25 protein-coding genes and 1 pseudogene are annotated in these 22,755 nt (G+C 63.8%); 8 read left to right on the top strand and 18 right to left on the bottom strand.

Features of this window, described 5'->3' with window-relative positions; all coding sequences use genetic code 11:
* A partial coding sequence (locus EOA23_RS15935; RefSeq protein ID WP_127304825.1) for a DUF4031 domain-containing protein occupies positions 1–264 on the bottom strand: 264 nt, incomplete at its 3' end.
* An 82-nt stretch (positions 265–346) separates the two neighbouring features.
* A complete protein-coding gene (locus tag EOA23_RS15930; protein ID WP_127304824.1) occupies positions 347–1,177 on the bottom strand; it encodes a cell envelope integrity EipB family protein in 831 nt (276 codons plus the stop codon).
* A gap of 139 nt (positions 1,178–1,316) precedes the next feature.
* Here EOA23_RS15930 and EOA23_RS15925 point away from each other — a divergent pair, with 139 nt between their 5' ends.
* The 4 genes from EOA23_RS15925 to EOA23_RS15910 all read left to right on the top strand — a co-directional run bounded on the left by EOA23_RS15925 (position 1,317) and on the right by EOA23_RS15910 (position 4,321).
* Positions 1,317–1,781, top strand: a complete 465-nt coding sequence (locus EOA23_RS15925; RefSeq protein WP_126060739.1) for a RidA family protein — start codon at positions 1,317–1,319, stop codon at positions 1,779–1,781.
* 8 nt (positions 1,782–1,789) lie between these two features.
* Entirely contained in the window at positions 1,790–2,518 is a 729-nt protein-coding gene (locus EOA23_RS15920; protein ID WP_127304823.1) for a glycerophosphodiester phosphodiesterase, read from the top strand.
* A gap of 53 nt (positions 2,519–2,571) precedes the next feature.
* Positions 2,572–3,786 (top strand): GNAT family N-acetyltransferase, encoded by a 1,215-nt coding sequence (locus EOA23_RS15915; RefSeq protein ID WP_127304822.1) that lies wholly within the window; start codon positions 2,572–2,574, stop codon positions 3,784–3,786.
* Between the two features lie 106 nt (positions 3,787–3,892).
* A complete protein-coding gene (locus tag EOA23_RS15910) occupies positions 3,893–4,321 on the top strand; it encodes an HIT family protein (protein WP_126060736.1) in 429 nt (142 codons plus the stop codon).
* A gap of 12 nt (positions 4,322–4,333) precedes the next feature.
* On the opposite strand, the gene EOA23_RS15905 is transcribed toward EOA23_RS15910, so the two are convergent.
* The 5 genes from EOA23_RS15905 to EOA23_RS15885 form a co-directional block, all read right to left on the bottom strand.
* The gene (locus EOA23_RS15905) at positions 4,334–4,684 is read right to left on the bottom strand and encodes an AzlD domain-containing protein (RefSeq protein ID WP_126060735.1); all 351 of its coding nucleotides are present in this window, start codon (positions 4,682–4,684) and stop codon (positions 4,334–4,336) included.
* Positions 4,681–5,604 carry an AzlC family ABC transporter permease gene (locus tag EOA23_RS15900; RefSeq protein ID WP_348628566.1) on the bottom strand — a complete coding sequence of 308 codons (924 nt, stop codon included), beginning with the start codon at positions 5,602–5,604 and terminating at the stop codon, positions 4,681–4,683. The genes EOA23_RS15905 and EOA23_RS15900 overlap by 4 nt, the downstream gene beginning before the upstream one ends.
* A 16-nt stretch (positions 5,605–5,620) precedes the next feature.
* Entirely contained in the window at positions 5,621–8,086 is a 2,466-nt protein-coding gene (gene clpA, locus EOA23_RS15895; RefSeq protein WP_042642578.1) for an ATP-dependent Clp protease ATP-binding subunit ClpA, read from the bottom strand.
* A gap of 6 nt (positions 8,087–8,092) precedes the next feature.
* Positions 8,093–8,419, bottom strand: a complete 327-nt coding sequence (clpS, locus tag EOA23_RS15890; RefSeq protein WP_040972327.1) for an ATP-dependent Clp protease adapter ClpS — start codon at positions 8,417–8,419, stop codon at positions 8,093–8,095.
* A 277-nt stretch (positions 8,420–8,696) separates the two neighbouring features.
* Positions 8,697–9,026, bottom strand: coding sequence for a phasin family protein (locus EOA23_RS15885; RefSeq protein WP_042642580.1), 330 nt, complete (start codon positions 9,024–9,026; stop codon positions 8,697–8,699).
* A gap of 289 nt (positions 9,027–9,315) precedes the next feature.
* Here EOA23_RS15885 and EOA23_RS15880 point away from each other — a divergent pair, with 289 nt between their 5' ends.
* The gene (locus tag EOA23_RS15880; protein ID WP_126060733.1) at positions 9,316–10,740 is read left to right on the top strand and encodes a D-alanyl-D-alanine carboxypeptidase family protein; all 1,425 of its coding nucleotides are present in this window, start codon (positions 9,316–9,318) and stop codon (positions 10,738–10,740) included.
* A 43-nt stretch (positions 10,741–10,783) separates the two neighbouring features.
* Here EOA23_RS15880 and EOA23_RS15875 read toward each other — a convergent pair whose 3' ends face one another.
* The 3 genes and pseudogenes from EOA23_RS15875 to EOA23_RS15865 all read right to left on the bottom strand — a co-directional run bounded on the left by EOA23_RS15875 (position 10,784) and on the right by EOA23_RS15865 (position 13,507).
* A complete protein-coding gene (locus EOA23_RS15875) occupies positions 10,784–11,482 on the bottom strand; it encodes a molecular chaperone DnaJ (protein WP_126060732.1) in 699 nt (232 codons plus the stop codon).
* A gap of 100 nt (positions 11,483–11,582) precedes the next feature.
* Complete coding sequence (locus EOA23_RS15870) at positions 11,583–12,020, bottom strand: DUF1489 family protein (RefSeq protein ID WP_127304821.1); 438 nt, start codon at positions 12,018–12,020, stop codon at positions 11,583–11,585.
* An 84-nt stretch (positions 12,021–12,104) separates the two neighbouring features.
* Positions 12,105–13,507: pseudogene (locus EOA23_RS15865) on the bottom strand (L-serine ammonia-lyase).
* 179 nt (positions 13,508–13,686) lie between these two features.
* Between EOA23_RS15865 and EOA23_RS15860 the strand changes: the two are divergent.
* On the top strand, positions 13,687–14,406 hold the full coding sequence (locus tag EOA23_RS15860) for a DUF599 domain-containing protein (RefSeq protein ID WP_127304820.1): 720 nt from the start codon (positions 13,687–13,689) through the stop codon (positions 14,404–14,406).
* Here EOA23_RS15860 and EOA23_RS15855 read toward each other — a convergent pair.
* The 5 genes from EOA23_RS15855 to EOA23_RS15835 all read right to left on the bottom strand — a co-directional run bounded on the left by EOA23_RS15855 (position 14,379) and on the right by EOA23_RS15835 (position 18,343).
* Entirely contained in the window at positions 14,379–15,176 is a 798-nt protein-coding gene (locus EOA23_RS15855; protein WP_127304819.1) for a YdcF family protein, read from the bottom strand. The genes EOA23_RS15860 and EOA23_RS15855 overlap by 28 nt on opposite strands.
* A gap of 30 nt (positions 15,177–15,206) precedes the next feature.
* Positions 15,207–16,772, bottom strand: coding sequence for an amidase family protein (locus tag EOA23_RS15850; RefSeq protein ID WP_127304818.1), 1,566 nt, complete (start codon positions 16,770–16,772; stop codon positions 15,207–15,209).
* Positions 16,772–17,230 carry a GNAT family N-acetyltransferase gene (locus EOA23_RS15845; protein WP_127304817.1) on the bottom strand — a complete coding sequence of 153 codons (459 nt, stop codon included), beginning with the start codon at positions 17,228–17,230 and terminating at the stop codon, positions 16,772–16,774. Before EOA23_RS15845 ends, EOA23_RS15850 begins: the two co-directional genes overlap by 1 nt.
* 3 nt (positions 17,231–17,233) lie before the next feature.
* Complete coding sequence (gene gatC, locus EOA23_RS15840; protein ID WP_040987223.1) at positions 17,234–17,521, bottom strand: Asp-tRNA(Asn)/Glu-tRNA(Gln) amidotransferase subunit GatC; 288 nt, start codon at positions 17,519–17,521, stop codon at positions 17,234–17,236.
* Between the two features lie 114 nt (positions 17,522–17,635).
* On the bottom strand, positions 17,636–18,343 hold the full coding sequence (locus EOA23_RS15835; RefSeq protein WP_126060725.1) for a metal-dependent hydrolase: 708 nt from the start codon (positions 18,341–18,343) through the stop codon (positions 17,636–17,638).
* Between the two features lie 116 nt (positions 18,344–18,459).
* Between EOA23_RS15835 and ruvX the strand changes: the two genes are divergently transcribed.
* Positions 18,460–18,942, top strand: a complete 483-nt coding sequence (ruvX, locus tag EOA23_RS15830; protein WP_127304816.1) for a Holliday junction resolvase RuvX — start codon at positions 18,460–18,462, stop codon at positions 18,940–18,942.
* On the opposite strand, the gene EOA23_RS15825 is transcribed toward ruvX, so the two are convergent.
* From EOA23_RS15825 to EOA23_RS15815, 3 genes are all read right to left on the bottom strand, one after another.
* Positions 18,884–19,225, bottom strand: a complete 342-nt coding sequence (locus tag EOA23_RS15825) for a DUF6105 family protein (protein ID WP_127304815.1) — start codon at positions 19,223–19,225, stop codon at positions 18,884–18,886. The genes ruvX and EOA23_RS15825 overlap by 59 nt on opposite strands.
* Positions 19,225–19,785 (bottom strand): hypothetical protein, encoded by a 561-nt coding sequence (locus EOA23_RS15820; protein ID WP_127304814.1) that lies wholly within the window; start codon positions 19,783–19,785, stop codon positions 19,225–19,227. The genes EOA23_RS15825 and EOA23_RS15820 overlap by 1 nt, the downstream gene beginning before the upstream one ends.
* A gap of 181 nt (positions 19,786–19,966) precedes the next feature.
* Positions 19,967–21,595, bottom strand: a complete 1,629-nt coding sequence (locus tag EOA23_RS15815; RefSeq protein ID WP_127304813.1) for a DNA alkylation response protein — start codon at positions 21,593–21,595, stop codon at positions 19,967–19,969.
* 162 nt (positions 21,596–21,757) lie between these two features.
* Here EOA23_RS15815 and EOA23_RS15810 point away from each other — a divergent pair, with 162 nt between their 5' ends.
* On the top strand, positions 21,758–22,738 hold the full coding sequence (locus tag EOA23_RS15810; protein ID WP_127304812.1) for an aspartate carbamoyltransferase catalytic subunit: 981 nt from the start codon (positions 21,758–21,760) through the stop codon (positions 22,736–22,738).
* Positions 22,739–22,755 lie beyond the last annotated feature (17 nt).

The raw sequence follows: 22,755 nt of genomic DNA, 5'->3' as shown, positions 1-22,755 counted from the left end.
GGCATATTGCGTCGCAATCACATTGGCAGCCGCCACGATCTCCTCGCGGCTGCATTCGACGGCCCCGATCCGCACCGCGCGGTTGCGCTCTAAGCCGGTTATATCGTAGTGCGGCGCCGACGTCTTGGGCGGCCCCTGATAGGACGAGCGTTTGATGCCGAGCTCGGCAGCGAAGCGATGCAGTTCATCGACCTCATCGGCAAGGAGATGGCACCAGCGGTGGCCGGCCCATTTCCAGATCGCCGCATCGACATAGACCGCCATCAGGCTCGCCGCACTTGGTAGGCCTCACACATGGCGTCTGAAGGCCAAGCCTGCAAGCCGGGGTCGCCGATCGTCGGAATCGCTATTTCGAAGCCGGGCAAGGCTTGGTCTGGTCGAACAGCGACAGGTTCACCAGCTTGCCGGTCATCGAGAAGTCGCCATAGTCCATGACGAGGTCGCGGGTGATGCCGTTCTCGTGCAGCTTGAAGCTGATCCGGTACTCCGGCACCTCTTCGCCGCTTTTGTCGCTATCGTCGAAATAGGCGATGTCGACCGGCCAGTATTTGTCCGAGGCGAGCTTGGCCAGCGCTGGCGCTTCCGGATCCGTCTTGTCGGATTCGGTCTTCTTGCCGACGATGACGGTGGTGCTCATCACTTTGTTGGCATCCTCGGAGCCGTCGAACAGATTGGTCTGGTAGAAATTCTCGCCCTTCTCGGCCTTGCCGATCAGCTCGACCAGATGCTGGGTCGGAAACTGCGTGGCCGCAAGCTCGAGGCTGCTCTTCTCGGGCTTGTCGATATTGACCTTGAGGCCCTTCGCTTCCCGCGTGGCCACCCCCTTCACCTCCTTGTCAAGGTTCTGGTCGACAAAGGATTTCGTCACGAAGGAAAAGGTCTTGCCTTCGGCATCCTCGAAAGTCGTCGTCTGCTGGTCGGTGAGCCTGGTGTTGTCGTTGGTGACGATCTGGGTGACGAAGCGGAACTTGACCGTGTAACCCTCGCAGGCGGAGCCGTTGAACTCATAGACCATGCGGCCGGTGATGCCCGTGATGCCCGAACGGTCGGAGGCCTTGTTGAGTGTCAGATCGTAGACTGCGCGATGCGCCTGCAGCGCGGGCACCGCAAGGGCCGGCGCCATTGGGAACGCTGCCGAAAGACAGGCGGCGGCGAGAAAAAGGCGCGTTGCGCGCATACGTTGCTCCGATCGTCGCGGCCGCGAGACAGGCCGCAGGGAAAGATGGTCCAGCTTAAAAAAAGTCGTGGCGGAAGCGAGGCAAAAATAGCAATTTCGGCCCGGCCAACGCGGCGCCTTCCAGCAATAGGGAAAACCAATGAGCGAAACAATCGAAAAGCGGCTAAGCGATCTCGGCGTGGCCATTCCGGCCGCCGCCGCGCCCGCCGCCAACTACGTGCCCTATTGCCGGACCGGCAACACGCTGTTCACCGCCGGCCAGCTGCCGCTGAAGGACGGCAAGCTTCAGGCAAGCGGGCTGCTCGGCCGCGACATCGACACCGCCGCCGGCAAGGAAGGCGCGAAATTCTGCGCCATCAACATCCTGGCGCAGGCCAAGGCGGCGCTCGGTGATCTCGAGAGAATCCGGCGCGTGGTCAAGATCACCGTCTTCGTCGCTTCGGCGCCCGATTTCGTCGAGCAGCATCTTGTCGCCAACGGCGCCTCCGACTTCCTGGTCGCGGCACTCGGCGAGCGTGGCAAGCACGCCCGATCCGCCGTCGGCACCGCCTCGCTGCCGCTCAACGCCGCGGTCGAGATCGAAGCGATCTTCGAAGTCGAGTGAGGTTCCCGATGACCGATCTTTCCTGGCTGATCGCGCAGCCTGTCGCGCATCGCGGCTTCCATGACATGAACAAGACCCGCTGGGAGAACACGCTGTCGGCCTTCGCCGCGGCAGCCGAGCGCGGCTATGCCATCGAATGCGACGTGCATCTCTCGTCGGATGGCGTCCCGGTCATCATCCATGACGGCGACCTGAAGCGCCTGACTGGCGAGGACGGCTTCATCTGGCAACGCACCGCGGCCGAACTGGCGACGCTCAGGATCGGCGGCACCAAGGACCACCTGCCGACCCTGCAGGAAGCGCTCGACCTCGTCGACGGCCGCGTGCCGCTGGTGGTCGAGCTGAAAGGCGTTCCCGGCCATGACGCGGGGCTGGTGGCAGCCGTCGGCCGGCTGCTCAAGCGCTACAAGGGTAAGGTGGCGATCATGTCGTTCGATCACTGGCTGATCCGCGACTTCGCCAAGGACGCACCGGGCATCCCCGGCGGGCTGACCGCCTATGGCAAGGACAACCAGCTGATCGAGGCGCATTTCGCCATGCTCGCGCATGACCTCGCCTTCACCTCCTACGCCGCCGGCGACCTGCCCAACCCCTTCGTCAGCTTCGTGCGTGAAAAGCTCAAGATGCCCGTCATCACCTGGACCGTGCATGACCAGCCGGCGGTCGACCTCACCTTCAAATACGCCGATCAGATGACCTTCGAGGGTTTCGAGCCAGACCTGGTGAAGGTCGCCTGAGGAATGCCCGAAACGTGACTTGCAGCGTCCTTGAGGACGCTTAAATAAGCCCCATGGATCAAGGCAACGACGATGATGGACGGGCAGCGAATGCGGATTATGCGATCCGCGTCGCGGCAGGCATCGGCGCGTTCACCTGTGCGGAATGGGACGGCTTTGCCGGGACCACGCGCGGCGATAAAGAAAACGTCTACAACCCGCTGGTTTCATTCGCCTTTCTGAGCGCCTTGGAAGAATCCGGCTGTGCTGTTCGGCGCACCGGCTGGCAAGGTCATCACCTTAGACTTGAAACCGCGCAAGGCAGGCTTCTCGGCGCTGTCCCCTGTTATCTCAAATCGCACAGCCAGGGGGAATATGTCTTCGACCATGGCTGGTCGGACGCCTTCGAGCGCGCCGGCGGCCGCTACTATCCCAAGCTGCAATGCTCGGTGCCGTTCACGCCGGTGACCGGCCCTCGCCTGCTTGTCAGCAAAGGCGAGAATGAAGGTGCGGTACGGGCAGGCCTGGCGGAGGGATTGAAACTCGTGACCGACAAGCTCGGTGTCTCTTCCGCGCATGTCACCTTCGCCAGCGAGCCCGACGTCGCGACGCTGGAGGCGGCGGGCTTCCTGCATCGCACCGACCAGCAGTTCCATTTCTTCAACGAAGGCTTTTCGACCTATGACGACTTCCTCGCCACCCTTGCCTCACGCAAGCGCAAGGCGATGAAGAAGGAGCGCCGCGAGGCGTTGGTTAACGGTATCTCGATCGATTGGCTGACCGGCAAGGACATCACCGAAAGCGCCTGGGATGATTTCTTCGCCTTCTACATGGATACCGGCGGCCGCAAATGGGGCAGGCCCTATCTCAACCGGCAGTTCTTCTCGCTGATCGGCGAGCGCATGGCCGACGATATTCTTCTGGTGATGGCCAAGCGCAATGGCCGCTACATTGCCGGCGCCATCAACTTCATCGGTTCCGATGCGCTCTACGGCCGCAACTGGGGCTGCATCGAGGACCACCCTTTCCTGCATTTCGAGGTCTGCTACCACCAGGCCATCGACTTCGCCATCGAGCGCAAGCTCAAGGTGGTGGAGGCAGGCGCGCAGGGCGAGCACAAGCTGGCGCGCGGCTACCGTCCCGTGACCATGCATTCGGCGCACTATATTTCCCATCCCGGCTTACGCAACGCCGTCGCCGATTATCTCAGGCGCGAGCGGCGCGAAGTCGAACGCATGGGCGAGTATCTCGAAGAGCACACGCCCTTCCGCAAGGATCTCGGCGAATAATCCTGGGCAGCGAAAAGGCGGCTTGGCGGCCGATCTCGCCTGAACGCCTTGCCGCCCACCGGCGGCTTCGCTACACCGGACGGCGAATGCAATTGGGAGTGTCACCATGGCCGAAGCCTATGATCCCGGCAACATCTTCGCGAAAATCCTGCGCGGCGAAATCCCCTCGCACCGCGTCTATGAGAACGATGCAATCGTCGCCTTCATGGATGTGATGCCGCAGGGCATGGGCCACACGCTGGTGGTGCCCAAGGCGCGGTCGCGCAACATGCTCGACGCCGATCCGGCAACGCTCGGCCCGCTGTTCGCGGTCGTCCAGAAAATAGCCGTGGCGGTGAAAAAGGCCTTCAACGCCGACGGTGTCACCATCATGCAGTTCAACGAGCCGGCTTCCGGGCAGACCGTCTACCACCTCCATGTTCATGTCGTGCCGCGCTTCGAGGGCGTGCCGCTGAAGCCGCATTCCGGCCAGATGGAGAAGCCGGAGGTGCTGGCCGAGAACGCCGGCAAGATCCGGGCGGCTCTGGCGGACTGAGATGGGGCGAAATCAAAAGTTCAGATAAAGTCCCGCCAGCAGCAGAAACTCGGCTGTGGCGATGCCGACCACCATGCGCTTTCCCGACACCAGATAGGCGACGAAACCTAGGGCCGCCGCCGCTATCCTCAAGCCAAGCGAAGTGTGCGCAAGCGCGCCGCCTGGAAAGACAATCAGGTTGCCGATGACGGCTGCAACAAGCGCCGTCGCCATGGTGCGAACCAGCACCAACAGGTCTGAATCTTCGGAAAGCTTGCCGCCAAGATAGACACCGAGGAAGCGCCAGATATCCGTCGCGGCGAAACCGGCGACGAGAATGAACATGTATGGCCACCACCAGGCGCCGCTAGAAAAGTAGCTCACGCCGTGCGCACCTTGCGCCGCCAAAATTGCAAGCCATAGGCGACCGTGCCGCCGATCAGTCCGGCAACCAGCAAATCGACCTGCGGCAACACTATGTGGAAGACCGGTCCGAGGACGAGGCCCAGGACCATTGCGACATGCCCTGCCCGTTCGCGTGCGGACCCCCACAACGAGGTCAGGAAATACATCGGCGTCAACATCAGCAACGCCGCCGAAACGGCGGACGGCAGCGCATCCGCCACTGCATAGACGACGGTCACGACGATGACATTCGTCGTCACCAGCGTGCCGCCGAGGCCGGCATAGTAAGTCGTACGCAGTTGAGGCGGGACGCGCTTGAGGCGCTCCATGGCCAGCACCCAGGAGGTCACGGCCACGAAATGCGCCAGGAGATAGAGTACGCATTGCCGGGTTTTCCCGGTGCGCATCTCGGGTGCCAGCGCCATCACCATCGGCATCAGACGTATGGCCGACAACGTGACGGCCAACATCGCCGCCGGCAGCGCTGCTCCCGATGCGATTGCGCCCACCAGCACGACCATGGATGGCAGCGCCCACACCGTTCCGGTCATGAAAGCGGCCTGTGCCACCGTGACCCCGGCGTCTTTCGCCAAGGCGGCAAAGCCAATGAACGAGCTGACGAGGATCAGGCCAGGTAGGGAAAAGGCCGCGCGGGCACCACGCAGGAACCAAGTGGAACGAGGCGCTGTGACGTCCGAGGTCCAAGTCGACATGTGCCGGCCATAGCATGCGCGGCCATAGGATGCGACCACACCGGCACGGGCGCATCGTCTTTCCATTGATCCAGGAAAATCTGTTGGCGGTTGGAGGACATCGGCCACGCGCACTGTTAAGGACAACCCGGCCGATTTCCACGTCTTTCCCTGCAAAAAAGCCCCGTCGCCGGGGCTTTTCTGCAATTCGGGATAAGGCCGATCAGCCCTTGCGCGGCAGTTGCGGCACAAGGCTGCGCTTGTTGCCGTCCTTGCCCTTCGGCTCCGGCTTCTGCGCCACGGCCTTCTTCGGCGCAGGCTTCTTGGCCACTGCCTTCTTCGGCTTCGGCGCGTCTTCCGGCTCTTCCTTCTTCGGCTGCACGGGCGACTCGTCGGCGAGCGATTCGAGCTTCAGGCCGGACTCGCCGGTTTCCTTCTTCTCGACGGTGACGCGCACCGTGCCGCCCTTCTTCAGCTTGCCGAACAGCACTTCATCGGCCAGCGGCTTCTTGATGTGCTCCTGAATGACCCGGCCGAGCGGACGGGCGCCCATGCGCTCGTCATAGCCCTTGTCGGCCAACCAGGCGATCGCGTCCTGCGACAGATCGAAGGTGACGCCACGCTCGGAGAGCTGGGCCTCGAGCTGCATGACGAACTTCTGCACCACCTGATGGATCACCGGCACCGGCAGCGAGCCGAACGGGATGATCGCGTCGAGACGGTTGCGGAACTCCGGCGTGAACAGCCGGTTGATCGCTTCCACGTCGTCGCCTTCGCGCTTTGTCGAGCCGAAGCCGATCGCCGCGCGCTGCGCATCCGACGCGCCCGCATTGGTGGTCATGATCAGGATCACGTTGCGGAAGTCGATCTGCTTGCCGTTATGGTCGGTCAGCTTGCCATGGTCCATCACCTGCAACAGGATGTTGAACAGGTCCGGATGCGCCTTCTCGACCTCGTCGAGCAGCAGCACGCAATGCGGATGCTGGTCCACGCCGTCGGTGAGCAGGCCGCCCTGGTCGAAGCCGACATAGCCGGGAGGCGCGCCGATCAGCCGCGAGACGGTGTGGCGTTCCATGTATTCCGACATGTCGAAGCGGATCAGCTCGACGCCGAGCGAGGCGGCAAGCTGCTTGGCGACTTCCGTCTTGCCGACGCCGGTCGGACCCGAGAACAGGTAGGAGCCGATCGGCTTCTCCGGTTCACGCAGGCCGGCGCGCGCCAGCTTGATCGCCGAGGTGAGCGCGGTGATCGCGGTGTCCTGGCCGTAGACGACGCGCTTCAGCTCGACGTCCAGACCCTGCAGCACCTTCTCGTCATCGGCCGAGACCGTCTTCGGCGGGATGCGCGCCATGGTGGCGATCGTCGCCTCGATCTCCTTTATGCCGATCGTCTTCTTGCGCTTGGCCTCCGGCACCAGCATCTGCGAGGCGCCGGTCTCGTCGATCACGTCGATCGCCTTGTCCGGCAGCTTGCGGTCGCTGATGTAACGGGCCGACAGCTCGACCGAGGCCTTGATCGCTTCGCTGGTGTAGCGGACCTTGTGGAACTCCTCGAAATAGGGCTTCAGGCCCTTCATGATCTCGATGGCGTCCTCGATGGTCGGCTCGTTGACATCGATCTTCTGGAAGCGCCGCACAAGCGCGCGGTCCTTCTCGAAGAACTGGCGGAATTCCTTATAGGTGGTCGAGCCGATGCAGCGGATCGCGCCGGACGACAGCGCCGGCTTCAGGAGGTTCGACGCATCCATCGCACCGCCCGAAGTGGCGCCGGCCCCGATCACGGTGTGGATCTCGTCGATGAACAGCACCGCGCCCGGATAGTCCTCGAGCTCCTTCACGACCTGCTTCAGCCGCTCCTCGAAGTCGCCGCGGTAGCGGGTGCCGGCCAACAACGTGCCCATGTCGAGCGCGAAGATGGTGGCGTCCTGCAGCACTTCCGGCACATCGCCTTCGACGATGCGCTTGGCAAGGCCTTCGGCGATCGCCGTCTTGCCGACGCCGGGGTCGCCGACATAGAGCGGGTTGTTCTTGGAGCGGCGGCACAGCACCTGGATGGTGCGGTTGATCTCGCTGTCGCGGCCGATCAGCGGGTCGATCTTGCCGGCGCGGGCCTTGTTGTTGAGGTTGACGCAGTAGGCCGTCAGCGCGTCCTGCTGCTTCTTCTTGCCGTTTTCCTCCTGCGGCTCGGCGCCGTTCTGGCCGCCCTGCTCGTCCTCGGCGCCGCGCGGCGTGCGGGATTCCGAAGCGCCCGGGCGCTTGGCGATGCCGTGCGAGATGTAGTTGACCGCGTCGTAGCGGGTCATCTGCTGTTCCTGCAGGAAATAGGCGGCGTGGCTCTCGCGCTCGGCGAAGATGGCGACGAGCACGTTGGCGCCGGACACTTCCTCGCGGCCGGACGACTGCACATGGATCACGGCGCGCTGGATGACGCGCTGGAAGCCTGCCGTCGGCTTGGAATCCTCGTCGTAGCCGGTGACGAGGTTGTCCAGCTCGGTGTCGATATAGGTGAGAACGGTGTGCTTGAGCTCGTCGAGATCGACATTGCAGGCGCGCATGACGGCGGCCGCCTCTGTGTCGTCGATCAGGGCAAGCAGCAGATGTTCGAGCGTCGCATACTCATGATGCCGCTCGTTGGCGAATGTCAGCGCCTGATGTAGCGCCTTTTCCAGGCCTTGGGAGAAAGCCGGCATGTTACCTCACTTCTTCTCCATCACGCATTGCAGCGGATGCTGATTCTGTCGGGCGAAATCCATGACCTGGGACACTTTGGTCTCGGCCACCTCGAATGTGTAGACGCCGCACTCGCCCACTCCATGATTGTGAACATGAAGCATGATGCGTGTGGCGGCCTCGCGGTCCTTTTGGAAAAAACGCTCAAGGACGTGAACGACGAACTCCATGGGAGTGTAGTCGTCGTTCAGAATGAGGACCCGGTAGAGACTGGGCTTTTTGGTCTTGGTCTTGGTGCGCGTGATGACAGCAGTACCGCGACCGGGATCGTTGCGGTCCCCGTCACTTTGCATTCGCACCACGCCTGCCGTGGCAGTCAAACCGATCGTCACGTAGTCCAGCCTTTTCGAATCCTCATGCGAGTTCAACATGTAGGTTCTCGATGGACGATTTTAAGCCCTTCTGTTTAGCTGACAATATGGCTAGGTGGGCAAACCTCAGCGAATTTCTCAATCGTGAATGCGGCAATGTGCATCGGGTTGCGATCGGCCACGAAAAAACCCGGCCGCGCTACCGCGACCGGGTCCTTTTCACAGGCCGGCTGGCCGTATCGGATATGATCCGGCGAAATTACTTCGCTTTGGCGACCACCGATTCGAACGGCTTGTAAGCTTCCTTGGCGAGCTCGGCATAGAGATTGCCGATCTTGCTGGCCTCGGCCACGAAGCTCTCATAGCTCTGCTTGGCGTAATCGGTCTGGATCTCGATGGCCTTCTCGATCGACTTGGCCGCGAACAGCTTCTCGAAGGCGGCGCTGCCGGCCTCGAAGCTCTTCTTGGTGTATTCGCCGGCTTCGGTGGCGATCGCCTGCGCGCCCTTGGTGAGCGAGGCAAAGCTCTTCAGCCCGGTGTCGGCAAACTCCTTGCCGTATTTCGTGAAGTCCTCATAGGTCTGGGTCATTTCATACTTCCCTTGGTTGAAACGCCCTTTTTGCCCCGGGCGCCCTTGTGCAATGCACCTTAATATATTGTGCAACGCACAAAAAGTCAAGAATCCCTTGTTGCGCAGGGGCTCCAGCGCCGCCGGCCGGTAAAATTCGATTAAAGAGAAGCTCGATTTGCGGAAAAATGGTGAACGCGGCGGTTACCATAAACGGATTGGTAACGCTGACCACGATAGCTTGGCCGGAAGTGAGGCAGGCACTCCCGTAGCCGCCTCCGGGGCAACGAAAATTTCAGGGTAAGTAACGGTGCGTCAGGCGTTGTCGGGGCTGGTCTCCAAATCCTCATTCTCTTTCAAGGCAGTCATGGTCGCCGTGCTGGCGATGACGATTATCGCTGCCGATGTGGCGTCGGCCCTTGCCGCAAAGTCCGCGGCCATTGTCGTGGATGCCAAGACCGGCAAGGTGCTCTATTCGGCCGACGCCAATGGCCGGCGCTACCCTGCTTCGCTCACCAAGATGATGACGCTCTACCTCACCTTCGAGGCGCTCGCGAAGGGTCGGGTCAGCAAGAACACGCCGGTGCCCTACTCAGCGCACGCCGCGGCCCAGCCGCCGACCAAGCTCGGTGTGCGCGCCGGCGGCTCGGTTCCGGTCGAGACCGCGATCCTGTCGATGGTGACGAAATCGGCCAACGACTCGGCCACGGCGCTCGGCGAGTTGCTCGGCGGCAGCGAGGACAATTTCGCCCGTATGATGACGGCCAAGGCGCGCCAGCTCGGCATGAACGGCACCGTCTTCCGCAACGCCAACGGTCTGCCCGATCCGGGCCAGTTCACAACGGCGCACGACATGGCGATGCTTGGCATAGCGCTGCGCGAGCACTTCCCGCAATATTACGGCTATTTCTCGCAACGCTCGTTCATGTATGGCCGCCAGCGCATCAACGGCCACAACCGCCTGCTTGGCCGCATCAAGGGCGTCGACGGCATCAAGACCGGCTACACCCGCATGTCGGGTTACAATCTCGTCTCCTCCGTCGCCGACGGCGACCGCCGCCTCGTCGCGGTGGTGATGGGCGGCGCTTCCGGCCGCAGCCGCGACAACCAGATGGCCGCGCTGATCACCACCTATCTGCCGCGCGCCTCGACGCGCGGCGGCGGCGATCTCATCGCCAAGGGCAATGACAATCCGATCAAGACGCTGGCCAAGGTCTTTTTGCCCAAGCATGACGCACCGACACCGGACGAAAAGCCGGCGACGGACGACACTGTCGTTGCCTCGGCCGATGACGTCCAGGACGACACCCAACAGGTCGCCGAAGAGACGAAGCCCGTGATCCAGGTCAGGAAGGTGAAGACGGTTGCGGTGGCCGCCATGGCGCCGGCTGCCAAGCCGCAGGAGACCACGTCGCAGGCGGTCACGGCCTATGCCGAACCGACACCTGCCGCGCCGGCAATCGATCCGGTGAAGACGTCGTCGGTGCCGTCAGGCTGGGTGGTTCAGGTTGCTTCCTCGCCCACCAAATCCGGAGCTCAGAGCCTTCTCGATCAGACCGCCAAGCAGGCGCCGAAGGTCCTCGCCGATGCTTCCGGCTTCACCGTCGCCTTCGATAAGGATGGCGTCACCTTTTACCGCGCCCGCTTCGGCGGCTTCGGCTCGAAGAATGCCGCCTGGAAGGCCTGCGATGCCCTGAAGCGCAAGAAAATCTCGTGCTACGCCGTCGAGCAATAGGCGGCTGTTCAAATCTCCCGGAAGGTACCGGCGTCGAAGGAGACTAATCGTGATTGGAGAGCAGGACGTCCTTGGCTTCATTGATCCGCGCCGCCAGGACAGACGTGCCGCCGACATCGGCGTTCAGGCGCTGCATCAGGCGGCGATGCGCCTTGCGGATATCCGCCGCGGCGGCCCCCGCTTCAAGACCAAGGACCTTGTAGGCCTCCTCCTTAGTCATGGCGCCCGCACCTGGCGCAACACCCAGCCCTTCGTCACTGTGCGGCTGCGCGTCCTTGCGCCAGACGGGAAAACGGCCGTCAAGATACGTCTCTAGGAGCTGACGGCTCTCCGGATCGGGGCTGAGCTCGCCATAAAGCTGGCGCAGATCCGTCAGCCCCATCGCGCCAAGCATCTTCCCTTCATAGCGCCCGGCCAGAACAAGCCCCTCGAGCCTGCCGCTGTCATGGTCGAGGTCCATTTCGAGCGCGGCGGTGCGCACCGTCGAATGCTTGGAAGCGGCGGCCCGCGCCGGAGGCCGTCTCGTGCGAATCCAGCCGACCCAGGCGAGCGCCGCGAGCAGAAGCAGTCCGCCGATGAGGCTGCGGCCGAAGACCAGCATGGGCGCGCCGACCAGCCCCAGCAAAGCCGGCCCGAGCGATCGCAGACCGTCGGCCATCCTCGCCGCATCAGCACGCACAAAGAGCAACGCGGCGCCAAAAAGCACCACAAGGATTGCCGCCAATGCGAGGATCACACCCATCGGTTTGCGCCGCCATACGGATGACTGAGCATAGGAAATAGGATGGGACCTAGGTCCGGCGCTTGCAAGCCCCACGCTGCGCGAGCCGAAGGGCCAGCGCTTAGAGCAGGCCGAGTTCGGCGAGTTCGAGCCTCAGCTTCGGCGGCATCTCGGCGAGTGCCGCCCTGCCCTTGCCGAGATCGGCCGGCGCATCGGCGGGCTTGAGGTAACGCCAGCCCTGGAAGGCGCGCCGCGGCTGCCAGTCGGTGCGCACGACCTCGGGACCGAGCACCAGATGACAGCGGCCGATACCTTCAGCGTCGGTGAAGGGCCGGATCTCGGTGATCAGTTGCCGACACTGGACGCTGCCCTTGATCACCCAATAGAGCGAGCCGCCGTCCGTGATCTCGCTGCCGCGCGTCGGCACCATGCGGGTCGTGTGCCAGTGCTCGGCCGGCTCGCCGGCACGGCGCCGCTCGTCGAGGCGGAAGGCGATCCACTCTTCGAGATCCTCGACGCTGTCGCAGCCGACGCACAGTTTTAGAAGATTGAGTGACATGCCCCAAGATTTAGCCGCGAGGGTTGATGCGTCAACGCCTTGAGAGACTTCTCCACAGGGCCAGCCTGGAGTGTCCGTAAGACCTCAGCACTCCACCACGTTCACCGCCAGACCACCGAGGCTGGTTTCCTTGTACTTCTCGTTCATGTCAAGGCCGGTCTGGCGCATGGTCTCGATCGCGGCGTCGAGCGGCACGAAATGCGTGCCGTCGCCTTGATGGCCAAGGAAGCGGCCGTCACGGCCTTGACCGCGCCAAGGGCATTGCGCTCGATGCAGGGCACCTGCACCAGGCCGCCGACCGGATCGCAGGTCATGCCGAGATGATGCTCCAGCGCAATCTCGGCGGCGTTCTCGACCTGCTCCGGCGTGCCGCCCATCACGGCGCAAAGACCGGCGGCGGCCATGGCCGAAGCCGAACCCACCTCGCCCTGGCAGCCGACTTCGGCGCCCGAGATCGACGCGTTGGACTTGATGATGCCGCCGACGGCGGCGGCCGTCAGCAGGAAATCGCGGATGCTCGGCTGATCGGCTTCGGGATGGAAATGCAGCCAATAGCGCAGCACCGCCGGCAGCGTGCCGGCGGCGCCATTGGTCGGCGCCGTGACGACGCGGCCGCCGGCGGCGTTCTCCTCATTGACCGCCATGGCGTAGATCGACAGCCAGTCATTGGCGAGCAAGGGGTTGGGCCGGTTCTGCTGCCACTGTTCCTGTAATTTGTCGTGCAATTGCCGCGCACGGCGGCGCACCTTCAGTCCGCCCGGCATGATGCCGTCCTGCGACAGGCCGCGATCGATGCAACCTTTCATCGCGCCCCAGATCGCGTCGAGGCCTTCGTCGAGCTTCTCGCGCGACATATGCTTTTCCTCATTGGCGCGCTTCATCTCGGCGATCGAAAGCCCGCTCTTTGCCGCCATCGCCAGCATCTCGACGGCATTCTTGAAGGGATACGGCACTCGTCTGCCCTCGGTCGTCACCGAGCCCTTGGTCTTCATGCGCTGCAATTCTTCCTCGGAAACGACGAAGCCGCCGCCGATCGAATAATAGATGCGCTTGAGCAGCAGCCGGTCGGACACATCATAGGCATAGAAGGCCATGCCGTTGGCGTGGCCGGTCAGCGGCGTCTTGCGGTCGAGCACGAGGTCCTTGGCGGGATCGAAACCGTATATCGGGTGCCCCGGCGGCGAAATCCGCTTCTCGGCGCCAATGCGAGCGACGATGCCGTCGGCCTCGTCCGGATCGACCGTCTGCGGCGTCTGGCCGGCCAGGCCGAGGATGACGGCGCGATCCGAGCCGTGGCCGATGCCGGTATAGGCAAGCGAGCCATGCAGGCTGGCGCCGATGCGATCGACTTTGACGCCTGCCGGCCGCGGCCAGTCGCCGGCCAGGATCTCGTCGAGGAAGCGGCGCGCAGCCGTCATCGGCCCCATCGTGTGCGAGCTCGAAGGGCCGATGCCGATCTTGAACAGGTCGAAAACCGAAAGGAACACGGGCCGTTGTCTCCTGAGCGCCGGTCAGAAACTTACATATAGGAATTCCCTGGATGTTTCCGCTGTTTTGCAAGTCGCGGCGCGGCGGCTGCCGACCTTGTTTGCTCCGCCAGCGACATCATCCTGCCGAGGCCTCCTGCCCCGTCGAAGCGCCGGCGTCGCCTGTGTTATAAGAACGCATGGGCGACTCACTCCATCTCTCATTGGCAGATCTGGCGGCTTTGACCTTCTTCCTGGTCGTCTGGGTGCTGCACACGCTCGCCTCCGACGGCAAGCTGATCAGCCGCGTCTCGCTGACGACCGCCATGAATGCCCAGCGCGAGGCCTGGATGCGCAACATGGCCGAGCGCGAGATACGCATCGTCGATACCGCCATCATGGGCGGCCTGCAGCAAGGCACCGCCTTCTTTGCCTCGTCTTCCCTGATCGCGCTCGGCGGCTGCTTTGCTTTGCTCGGCGCCTCCGACCGCGTGCTCCAGGTTCTGGCCGACCTGCCGTTCGGCGAGGCTTCGTCGCGCGAAACCTTCCAGACCAAGGTATTCGGCCTGGTGCTGATCCTGGCTTTCGCGTTCTTCAAATTCGGCTGGGCCTACCGGCTGTTCAACTATTGCTCGATCCTGATCGGCGCGGTGCCGACCCCGCATGGCCCTGCTTCGCGCAATCCGGTCAGCGAAACGGCAGTCTGGCGGGCGACGCGCATGAACGTGCTCGCCGGCAAGCACTTCAACGCGGGGCTCCGCGCCGTCTTCTTCTCGATCGGCTATCTCGGCTGGTTCGTCGACCCGGTCGTCTTCGTGATGTCGACGCTGGTGCTTCTGGCGGTGCTGGTGCGCCGCCAGTTCTTCTCGGCGGCGCGGCAGGCGGTGCTCGGTCAGCCGCCCGGTCCGGGGAAGAACTGATCGATCCTGCCGGACAGCCTATAGGCGAAAAGCCCGATCCATTCGCGGACCGCGATGGTGGTGGCCTGTATGGAGTCCATCGGATTGTCGCGGTAGAAGCCGACGCCTTCCTTGCCCGAGGTGCGATAGTCGACCGGCCACGGAATGGTCGCAAAGCCCGCCTTGTCGAACAGCGCCTTGGCGCGCGGCATGTGGAAGGCCGAGGTGACCAGCAGCCACGTCTCGCCAGGCTTCGGCTCGACAAGCTTTCGCGAGAAGACCGCATTCTCGTAGGTGTTGCGCGATTTGTCCTCGAGGATCAGGCGATCGGCGGAGACGCCAAGCGCGCCAAGCAGGCGCGGCGCCGTGTCGGCGTCGCCCTCGCCGTCGAGGAAAAGCGAGCCATTGCCGCCGGACACGACGATCTTCGCCTGGGGGAAGCGCCTGGCGAGGATCGCCGTCTCCACCATGCGGTCGCCGCCGCTGTTCAGCTCATAACCGCCGCGCGCCAGGTTGATGGCGCCCTCGAAGCCGCCGCCAAGCACGATGATGCCATCGACCTTCTCGGGCAATGGCGGCTTCGGAAAGCGTTCTTCCAGCGGCTTGAGCATCATCGCGCCGACCGACGTCCAGGCCGAAAGAACCAGGATCGCGATGCCGACCACGCTGCCCGTCGCCGCCAGCCGACGGCGCCTGAACAGCGCCGCCGACAGTCCGGCCAGCAGCAGGAAGATCGCCAGATTGATCGGTTGGCCGAAGAACCAGAAGACTTTCGACAAGTAGTAGAACATCCCTCACCCTCTGCCAGATGAGGTATGAGCCTACCACCACTTTTCCGGCTGAAATTTGCCCGCCGCCTGCTCGATGACATTGGCCGTCTGGAACAGCGTTTCCTCGTCGAACGGGCGGCCGATGAGCTGCAGGCCAAGCGGCAGGCCCTTGCCGTCGAGGCCGGCCGGCACGGAAATGCCGGGAAGGCCGGCCATGTTCACCGTCACGGTGAAGATGTCGTTGAGATACATCTTGACCGGATCGGAGGCCATGTCCTCGTCGGCGATGCCGAAGGCGGCCGACGGGGTCGCGGGCGTCAGGATGACGTCGACGCCGGCGGCAAAGACGTTTTCGAAGTCGCGCTTGATCAGCGTGCGCACCTTCTGCGCCTGCAGATAGTAGGCGTCGTAATAGCCTGCCGACAGCACATAGGTGCCGATCATGATGCGCCGCTTGACCTCGCGGCCGAAGCCGGCCGCGCGGGTCTTCTCATACATGTCGATGATGTCCTTGCCGGGCACGCGCAGGCCGTAGCGCACGCCGTCATAGCGCGCTAGGTTCGACGAAGCCTCTGCAGGCGCCACGATGTAATAAGCCGGCAAGGCATATTTGGTGTGCGGCAATGAGATGTCGACGATCTCCGCACCAGCATCCTTCAGCCAGGCAATGCCCTTCTGCCAAAGCGCCTCGATGTCTTGCGGCATGCCGTCGACGCGGTATTCCTTCGGGATGCCGACCTTCATGCCCTTGATCGGCCTGCCGATCGCCGCTTCATAGTCCGGCACCGGGCGGTCGACCGACGTCGTGTCCTTCGGATCGACGGAAGCCATGGACTTCAGCAGAATCGCGGCGTCGCGCACGTCGCGCGCGATCGGCCCGGCCTGGTCGAGCGACGAGGCGAAAGCAACGATGCCCCAGCGCGAGCAGCGGCCATAGGTCGGCTTGATGCCGACCGTACCGGTGAAGGCGGCGGGCTGGCGGATCGAGCCGCCGGTGTCGGTCGCGGTGGCGCCGGCGCAGAGAAACGCGGCCACGGACGACGCCGAGCCGCCGGACGAACCGCCCGGCACCAGCTGGGCGTTGTCCAAAGTTCGCGCCGTCTTCGTGCCGCCTGCTGAAACAAAGCCGCCGTCGCCCTGATGCGTCGTCGGCATAACGACCGTATCGACACGCGAGCGGCGCCACGGGTTGATCACCGGGCCGTAATAGGAGGTCTCGTTCGACGAGCCCATGGCGAACTCGTCCATGTTGAGCTTGCCGAGCATGACGGCGCCGTCGGCCCAAAGATTGCTGGTCACGGTCGACTCGTAGCGCGGCTTGAAGCCGTCGAGCACATGGCTGCAAGCCTGGGTGTGGATGCCTTCAGTGGCGAACAGGTCCTTGATGCCGAGCGGGATACCCTCCAGCGCGCCGCCCTCGCCCTTGGCAAGCTTGGCATCCGAGTTCTTTGCCATGTCGCGCGCCTTGTCGGCGGTGACGGCCACATAGGCGTTGAGCACCGGATTGGCGCGCTCGATCGCCGCCAGATAGGCCTCGGTGATCTCGGCCGCGGTGATCTCCTTGCCGCGCAGCTGGGCGCGGGCCTGGGAAATGGTGAGATGTGTGAGATCGCTCATCAGGCAAGGCTCTTTTCGTAAAACACCGACCATTCGGAGTCGGGATAATCCAGCACCGGTCCGCAACGCGTGAATCCGGCGCGCTCATAGACGGTCCAGGCGGCGGGATGGCGATCGCCGGTTTCGAGCACCAGGCGCGTCAGCCCTTCCTGCCGGGCAAGCGCCTCGACCCGCCCGACGATCTCGGCGCCGATCTTCATGCCGCGATGCGAAGGCCGCGTATACATGCGCTTGACCTCGCCGGTCGCCTCGTCGTGGCGCTTCAGCGCGCCGCAACCGACGGCAAGGCCGTTGTCGCGCGCGATGAACACCGTCGTGTCCGACCCGGCCATCTGCTCGACCGTCAGATGATAGCAATGCTCGGCCGGCGTCAGCTCGAGCAGCGCGGCGTTGAGTTCGGCGACCAGCGCGCGCACCTCGTCCTGCAGAGGCGTCTCGACGGCGATCTCGACAGCCACGATCTACTCCACCACCTTCGGAACGAGGAAGAAATTCTCTTCCGTGGCCGGCGCGTTGGCGACGATGTCGGCGGGCTTGTTGCCGTCGGTGACGACATCCTGGCGCTTCTTCATCTCCATCGGCGTGACCGAGGTCATCGGCTCGACGCCGGAGACATCGACCTCGTTCAATTGCTCGACAAAGCCGAGGATGGCGTTCAATTCGCCGGTCATGCGCTCGGCATCCTCCTCGCTCACCGCGATACGGGCAAGGCGCGCGACGCGCTTCACGGTCTGAAGATCAACGGACATGTTCTTTTCGCCTCGGGAAAACCAGTGCGGGCTATAGCGGCGCGGCGTCTGCCGCGCAACATGCATGATGCCGGAGCGATTGCGGCCGTTGCCCCCAATGGTCGATGAGGCGACCTAGATCGTGATCGCCTTGCCGATCTCAGGCAGCGCCACGTTGACGCCCGAGCCTTCCATGCCGGCGACGAATTTGTCGGCGGTCTGGTCGAGCATCGAGAAAGTCCTGAAATGGCAGGGAACAACAGTATCGAAGCCGAAGAACCGACGGCAGGCAAGGGCCGCCACCGCGCCGCCCATGGTGAAGCGGTCGCCGATCGGCACGATGCCGACCTTTGGCTCGTGCAGCTCGTTGATCAGCCCCATGTCGGAGAAGATGTCGGTGTCGCCCATGTGGTAGAGCGTCTTGTCTTCGGGAAAATGCAGGACGAGCCCACCCGGATTGCCGAGATAGGTGTTGGTGCCGCCTTCGCCGCCGAAAGAGGACGAATGCAGCGCCTGGACGAACGTTGTGGTGAACGGCCCGCAATCGACGGTGCCGCCGATATTGCCCGGATTGATCTTGTCGCCGCTGACGCCCTGGCCGACGAGGTACATGCAGATCTCGAAATTGGCGACCAGCATGGCGCCGCTTTTCTTCAGCACCTCGACCGCGCCGCTGACATGGTCGTTATGGCCGTGGGTCAGGAGAACGTGAGTCACACCTTCCGCCGGCCCTTCCCAGCCGCCCGTCCAGGACGGATTGCCGACCAGATAGGGGTCGATGAGAATGGTGGCGTCCTTGGTCTCGACGCGGAATGCCGAATGCCCGTACCAGGTCAGTTTCATGAATGCTTTCCTCGATTTTCCCGTTGCCAAAGGATAGAACGCTGGCGGCAAATTTAAAGTGGCGCGCTACTCCTAAACGTCAAAAGGATGTGACGCCCGGATGTCAGGGGAAGCCGTTGGGCATTATTTCAATCGAGGACCTGCCGGAGCGGCTTGCCGACGGCAAGACGCTCGCTGGGCTCGATCTCGGCGACAAGACGATCGGCGTCGCGGTCTCCGACCGCGGATTGTCCTTCGCCCATCCGCGCCCGGTCATACTGCGCAAGAAATTTTCGCTCGATGCCGCCCAGCTGCTCGCTCAACTGGAGCAGGACAATGTCGGCGCCATCGTGCTTGGTTTGCCAGTCAACATGGACGGCTCGGAAGGGCCCCGCGCGCAAAAATCGCGCGCCTTTGTCCGCAACATGGCGCCGCTTTCCGACCTGCCCTTCGTGCTGTGGGACGAGCGGCTATCGACGGTCGCTGCCGAGCGGACGCTGATCGAGATGGATTTCTCGCGCAAGAAGCGCGCCGGCAAGATCGATTCGGCGGCTGCCGCCTTTATTCTCCAGGGAGCGTTGGACCGACTTCAGTTGCTTGGCCGAGCCGATCGGGGCTGATGTCGCCCTGCCGGCGCTGCCTTATCCATTCGGCGATGTTGCGCCGGCGGCGGAAGGCCCACAGCCCCATGAGCAGGAAGAAGTCGAAAACGCAGGTCCGCGCCACCATTCCCGGTATGATGGCCGGGTCGACGCCGAGCATCTGGCCATAGAGCTGGAAGGCGAAATCGTGCACCTGTCGGCTCAGTATCGCGTAGCCGAAATTCATGTCGTTGGCCGACAGGAAGAACCATCCCCAGAAGATGGCCATCGGAGCAGCCCAGAGTGTGAATATCGTCCGCATCAGCGCCTGCCTCCGGGCTTGTTTTCCGGACGGCCGGATATGCGGGAAAGCAAGGAGCTGTGCGCGGCCCCCATCGCCATGCGCGAGGCGGCGCGAACATCGCCCTGGGGCAAATTCATTGCGGCGGCAAGGGCGGAGCGGCGCTCGGCCGTCACCGCAACATAGGAGGCAAGCAGTGCCGTCATCTGAATGCCGACAATCACGAACAGGCCGTCGATGCCTTGCGCCACGCCGCCGATGAGGATCAGCGAAAGCAGCGACGATGCGAAGATGAAAGCGACCCGCGCAACACTTTCGCCTGCGTCCGGCCTTGCCGGGCCGTTGAGCAGCGTTTCGACAAAGGCCCAGCAGAACAGCACCGCGACGGTCAGGAGCGCGACCGAAAGCGGCGCGACCACGGCGACATTTTCAAGCTGCGGAAACCGGCCGCCCTGGATCGAGAGGCCGAGCATGCCAAGCGCCGCTGCTATGCCCCGGCTGCCGTCCATGCAGACATAGGCAAGCAGGGCGAAGACCACCGCCCAATGCAAGGCCAGAACTGAGCTCAAGACGTGCCGCATACGGATCCTGCTTCGCGGAGCCCGGGCCATGGTTAACCCTTCCCTACTCCAGCAAGCGGAGATTGGGCTTTGCGAAGGTCCGCCGCAATGGAAACCATTTGTTAAGGTTAACGGCTATCCACAGGCCGGCAATCGGCCTGAGAGCATGATGCCGAACGTGCGAAGCGGTTTTTGCGCGGGATCAGGTCACCGGCGGATAGAGCGTGTCGATGATCATGCGCGCATCGTGGCGCGAATCGAGCATGCCGTAGGTGGTGCGCCACTGGCCGCCGAGCCGGGTTTCGACGAAAGCGTCGGCGATCCGCCCTGCTCCCAGCCTGCGAAGCTCCGCCGCGGCGGCCGAAAGCGCGAGTTGTTCGGTGAGCAGCCGCGCCGAGCCCTGGTCGGTCGCGGCGACCTGCATGGCCGCCTTCAGCACGCCGATCGTGCCGCGGCCGCCGGTGCCGAGATCGCGGTCGATGCCGGCGAGCACCTCCTCGAACAGACCCGGCGCGCGGCCAAGCACGCGCAGCACGTCGAGCGCCATGACATTGCCCGATCCTTCCCAGATCGCGTTGACCGGCGCCTCGCGATAGTAGCGGGCCAGCGGCGCTTCCTCGACATACCCATTGCCGCCAAGGCACTCCATCGCCTCGTAGAGCAGCGCCGGCGCGATCTTGCAGACCCAGTATTTGACGACCGGCGTCATGGCGCGGGCAAAGGCCGCCTCGCCGCGATCGCTTGCCGCCTCGTCGAAGGAGCGCGCCAGCCGGAACGACAGCGCCGTGGCCGCGGCGACGTCGAGAGCCATATCGGCCAGAACCCGCTGCATCAGCGGCTGGTCGATCAGGCTCGAGCCAAACACCTGGCGATGGCGCGTGTGGTGCACGGCCTCGGCAAGGCCCGCCCGCATCAGCGCCGACGAAGCGATCGCGCAGTCCAGCCTTGTCAGCGTCACCATGTCCATGATTGTCTTCACGCCGGCGCCCGGATCGCCGACCATCTCGCCGATGGCATTGACGAACTCCACCTCCGACGAGGCGTTCGAGCGGTTGCCGAGCTTGTCCTTCAGCCGCTGGAAGCGGAAGCCATTGCCGGAGCCGTCGCCCAGGATGCGCGGCACGAGGAAGCAGGACAGCCCCTCCGGCGCCTGACCGAGCACAAGGAAAGCGTCCGACATCGGCGCCGACATGAACCATTTATGGCCGGTGAGCCGGTAAAAGCCGCTGCCGGTGCGCTCCGCCCTGGTGGTGTTGGCGCGGACATCCGTGCCGCCCTGCTTCTCGGTCATGCCCATGCCGAGCGTCAGCCCGATCTTCTGCACCGGCGGCTTCTGCGTCTGGTCGTATTTGCGCGTCGTCACGCGCGGTGCCCATTCGCGGAAAAGTTTTGGGCTTGCCATCAGCGCCGCCAGTGACGCGCTGGTCATGGTTATGGGGCACAGATGCCCCGTCTCGAGCTCGGCGGTCAGATAGAAGCGCGCCGCCCTCACCTGATGGCGGCGGCCGACCTCGGCATCGCCGTTTTCCCACACGGAAGAATGCAGGCCGCCGGCAACCGAGCGGCGCATCAAGGCGTGATAAGCCGGATGGTATTCGACAAGGTCTAGGCGCCGGCCCTGGCGGTCATGCGTGCGCAATTTCGGCGTGTCGGTGTTGGCGAGGCGGGCAAGCTCCTGCGCCTCCTGCGTCATCACGAACCGGCCAAGCCCGTCGAGATCCTTGCGCACGGGATCCGAAAAACGTTCGGCAAGCTGGATGAGCAACGGATCGCCCCGCCATGCATTGCCGCCCGTCAACGGCGGCGGCTGGTTGATCACCTCGTCGGTCACGCGTCTTCCTTACATCCCCAGGCCGCGATCACGAATCCGAGGCCATCCGGCCTTATAGCCCAAGCGTTGCGGCACGCGCGACGAAAATACCGGGGAGAACGCCCGCAATCCAAAGCTGGCGCTTGCGGCGGGCCGGACCGCACCCTATAGCAGCGCCTTGAGATGACCGACGCTTCGTCCCTGCCGCTCTTTCCCCACCGCCATCTTCTGGGCATCCGCGATCTTTCCCCCGCCGACATAGAGCTGTTGCTCGATCGGGCGGACCAAGCCGTGGCGATCTCGCGGCAATCGGAAAAGAAGACCTCGACGCTGCGCGGCCGCACCCAGATCAACCTGTTCTACGAGGCCTCGACCCGCACGCAGTCGTCCTTCGAGCTCGCCGGCAAGCGTCTCGGCGCCGACGTCATGAACATGTCGGTGGCGAGCTCCTCGGTGAAGAAGGGCGAGACGCTGATCGATACGGCGATGACGCTCAACGCGATGCGGCCGGATATCCTGATCATCCGCCACCAGTCGGCAGGCGCCGCGGCCCTGCTCGCCCAGAAAGTCGGCTGCTCGGTGGTCAATGCCGGCGACGGCGCGCATGAGCATCCAACCCAGGCGCTGCTCGATGCGCTGACCATCCGCCGCGCCAAGGGCCCGCTGTCGAAGCTGATCGTGGCGATCTGCGGCGACATCCTGCATTCGCGCGTCGCCCGCTCCAACATCATGCTGCTGAACGCGCTTGGCGCGCAGGTGCGCGTCGTGGCGCCCTCGACGCTGCTGCCCTCCGGCATTGATCGGATGGGAGTGATCGTCGCGCGCTCGATGGCCGAGGGGCTGAAGGATGCCGACGTCGTGATGATGCTGCGCCTGCAGCGCGAGCGCATGGAAGGTGCCTTCGTGCCGTCTATCCGCGAATATTTCCGCTATTTCGGCCTCGATGCCGAAAAGCTGAAAGCCGCCAAGGACGATGCGCTGGTGATGCATCCCGGTCCGATGAACCGTGGCGTCGAGATCGCCTCCGAAATCGCCGACGGACCGCAAAGCGTCATCCAGGAACAGGTGGAGATGGGGGTCGCCGTGCGCATGGCGGTCATGGAGGCGCTGCTCGACCCGCGTCGGAATTATGAGGGCCGCAACCATGAGGGGCGCGGCGCATGAGCGTGACCGTCTTCAGC

This window comes from Mesorhizobium sp. M2A.F.Ca.ET.042.01.1.1, from assembly GCF_003997405.1.
Classification (GTDB): Bacteria; Pseudomonadota; Alphaproteobacteria; order Rhizobiales; family Rhizobiaceae; genus Mesorhizobium.
This window is presented reverse-complemented; position numbering and strand designations above follow the sequence as displayed.

Bases quoted from the DNA above. Each gene is read 5' to 3' on its own strand.
- EOA23_RS15920 (WP_127304823.1), top strand. From the start codon at position 1,790: ATGACCGATCTTTCCTGGCTGATCGCGCAGCCTGTCGCGCATCGCGGC.
- EOA23_RS15860 (WP_127304820.1), top strand. From the start codon at position 13,687: ATGGGCGACTCACTCCATCTCTCATTGGCAGATCTGGCGGCTTTGACC.
- EOA23_RS15875 (WP_126060732.1), bottom strand. From the start codon at position 11,482: ATGGGTGTGATCCTCGCATTGGCGGCAATCCTTGTGGTGCTTTTTGGC.
- EOA23_RS15835 (WP_126060725.1), bottom strand. From the start codon at position 18,343: ATGAAACTGACCTGGTACGGGCATTCGGCATTCCGCGTCGAGACCAAG.
- EOA23_RS15925 (WP_126060739.1), top strand. From the start codon at position 1,317: ATGAGCGAAACAATCGAAAAGCGGCTAAGCGATCTCGGCGTGGCCATT.
- EOA23_RS15825 (WP_127304815.1), bottom strand. From the start codon at position 19,225: ATGCGGACGATATTCACACTCTGGGCTGCTCCGATGGCCATCTTCTGG.
- EOA23_RS15855 (WP_127304819.1), bottom strand. From the start codon at position 15,176: ATGTTCTACTACTTGTCGAAAGTCTTCTGGTTCTTCGGCCAACCGATC.
- EOA23_RS15910 (WP_126060736.1), top strand. From the start codon at position 3,893: ATGGCCGAAGCCTATGATCCCGGCAACATCTTCGCGAAAATCCTGCGC.
- EOA23_RS15810 (WP_127304812.1), top strand. From the start codon at position 21,758: ATGACCGACGCTTCGTCCCTGCCGCTCTTTCCCCACCGCCATCTTCTG.
- EOA23_RS15820 (WP_127304814.1), bottom strand. From the start codon at position 19,785: ATGCGGCACGTCTTGAGCTCAGTTCTGGCCTTGCATTGGGCGGTGGTC.
- EOA23_RS15885 (WP_042642580.1), bottom strand. From the start codon at position 9,026: ATGACCCAGACCTATGAGGACTTCACGAAATACGGCAAGGAGTTTGCC.
- EOA23_RS15870 (WP_127304821.1), bottom strand. From the start codon at position 12,020: ATGTCACTCAATCTTCTAAAACTGTGCGTCGGCTGCGACAGCGTCGAG.
- EOA23_RS15930 (WP_127304824.1), bottom strand. From the start codon at position 1,177: ATGCGCGCAACGCGCCTTTTTCTCGCCGCCGCCTGTCTTTCGGCAGCG.
- EOA23_RS15915 (WP_127304822.1), top strand. From the start codon at position 2,572: ATGGATCAAGGCAACGACGATGATGGACGGGCAGCGAATGCGGATTAT.
- gatC (WP_040987223.1), bottom strand. From the start codon at position 17,521: ATGTCCGTTGATCTTCAGACCGTGAAGCGCGTCGCGCGCCTTGCCCGT.
- clpS (WP_040972327.1), bottom strand. From the start codon at position 8,419: ATGCAAAGTGACGGGGACCGCAACGATCCCGGTCGCGGTACTGCTGTC.
- clpA (WP_042642578.1), bottom strand. From the start codon at position 8,086: ATGCCGGCTTTCTCCCAAGGCCTGGAAAAGGCGCTACATCAGGCGCTG.
- EOA23_RS15850 (WP_127304818.1), bottom strand. From the start codon at position 16,772: ATGAGCGATCTCACACATCTCACCATTTCCCAGGCCCGCGCCCAGCTG.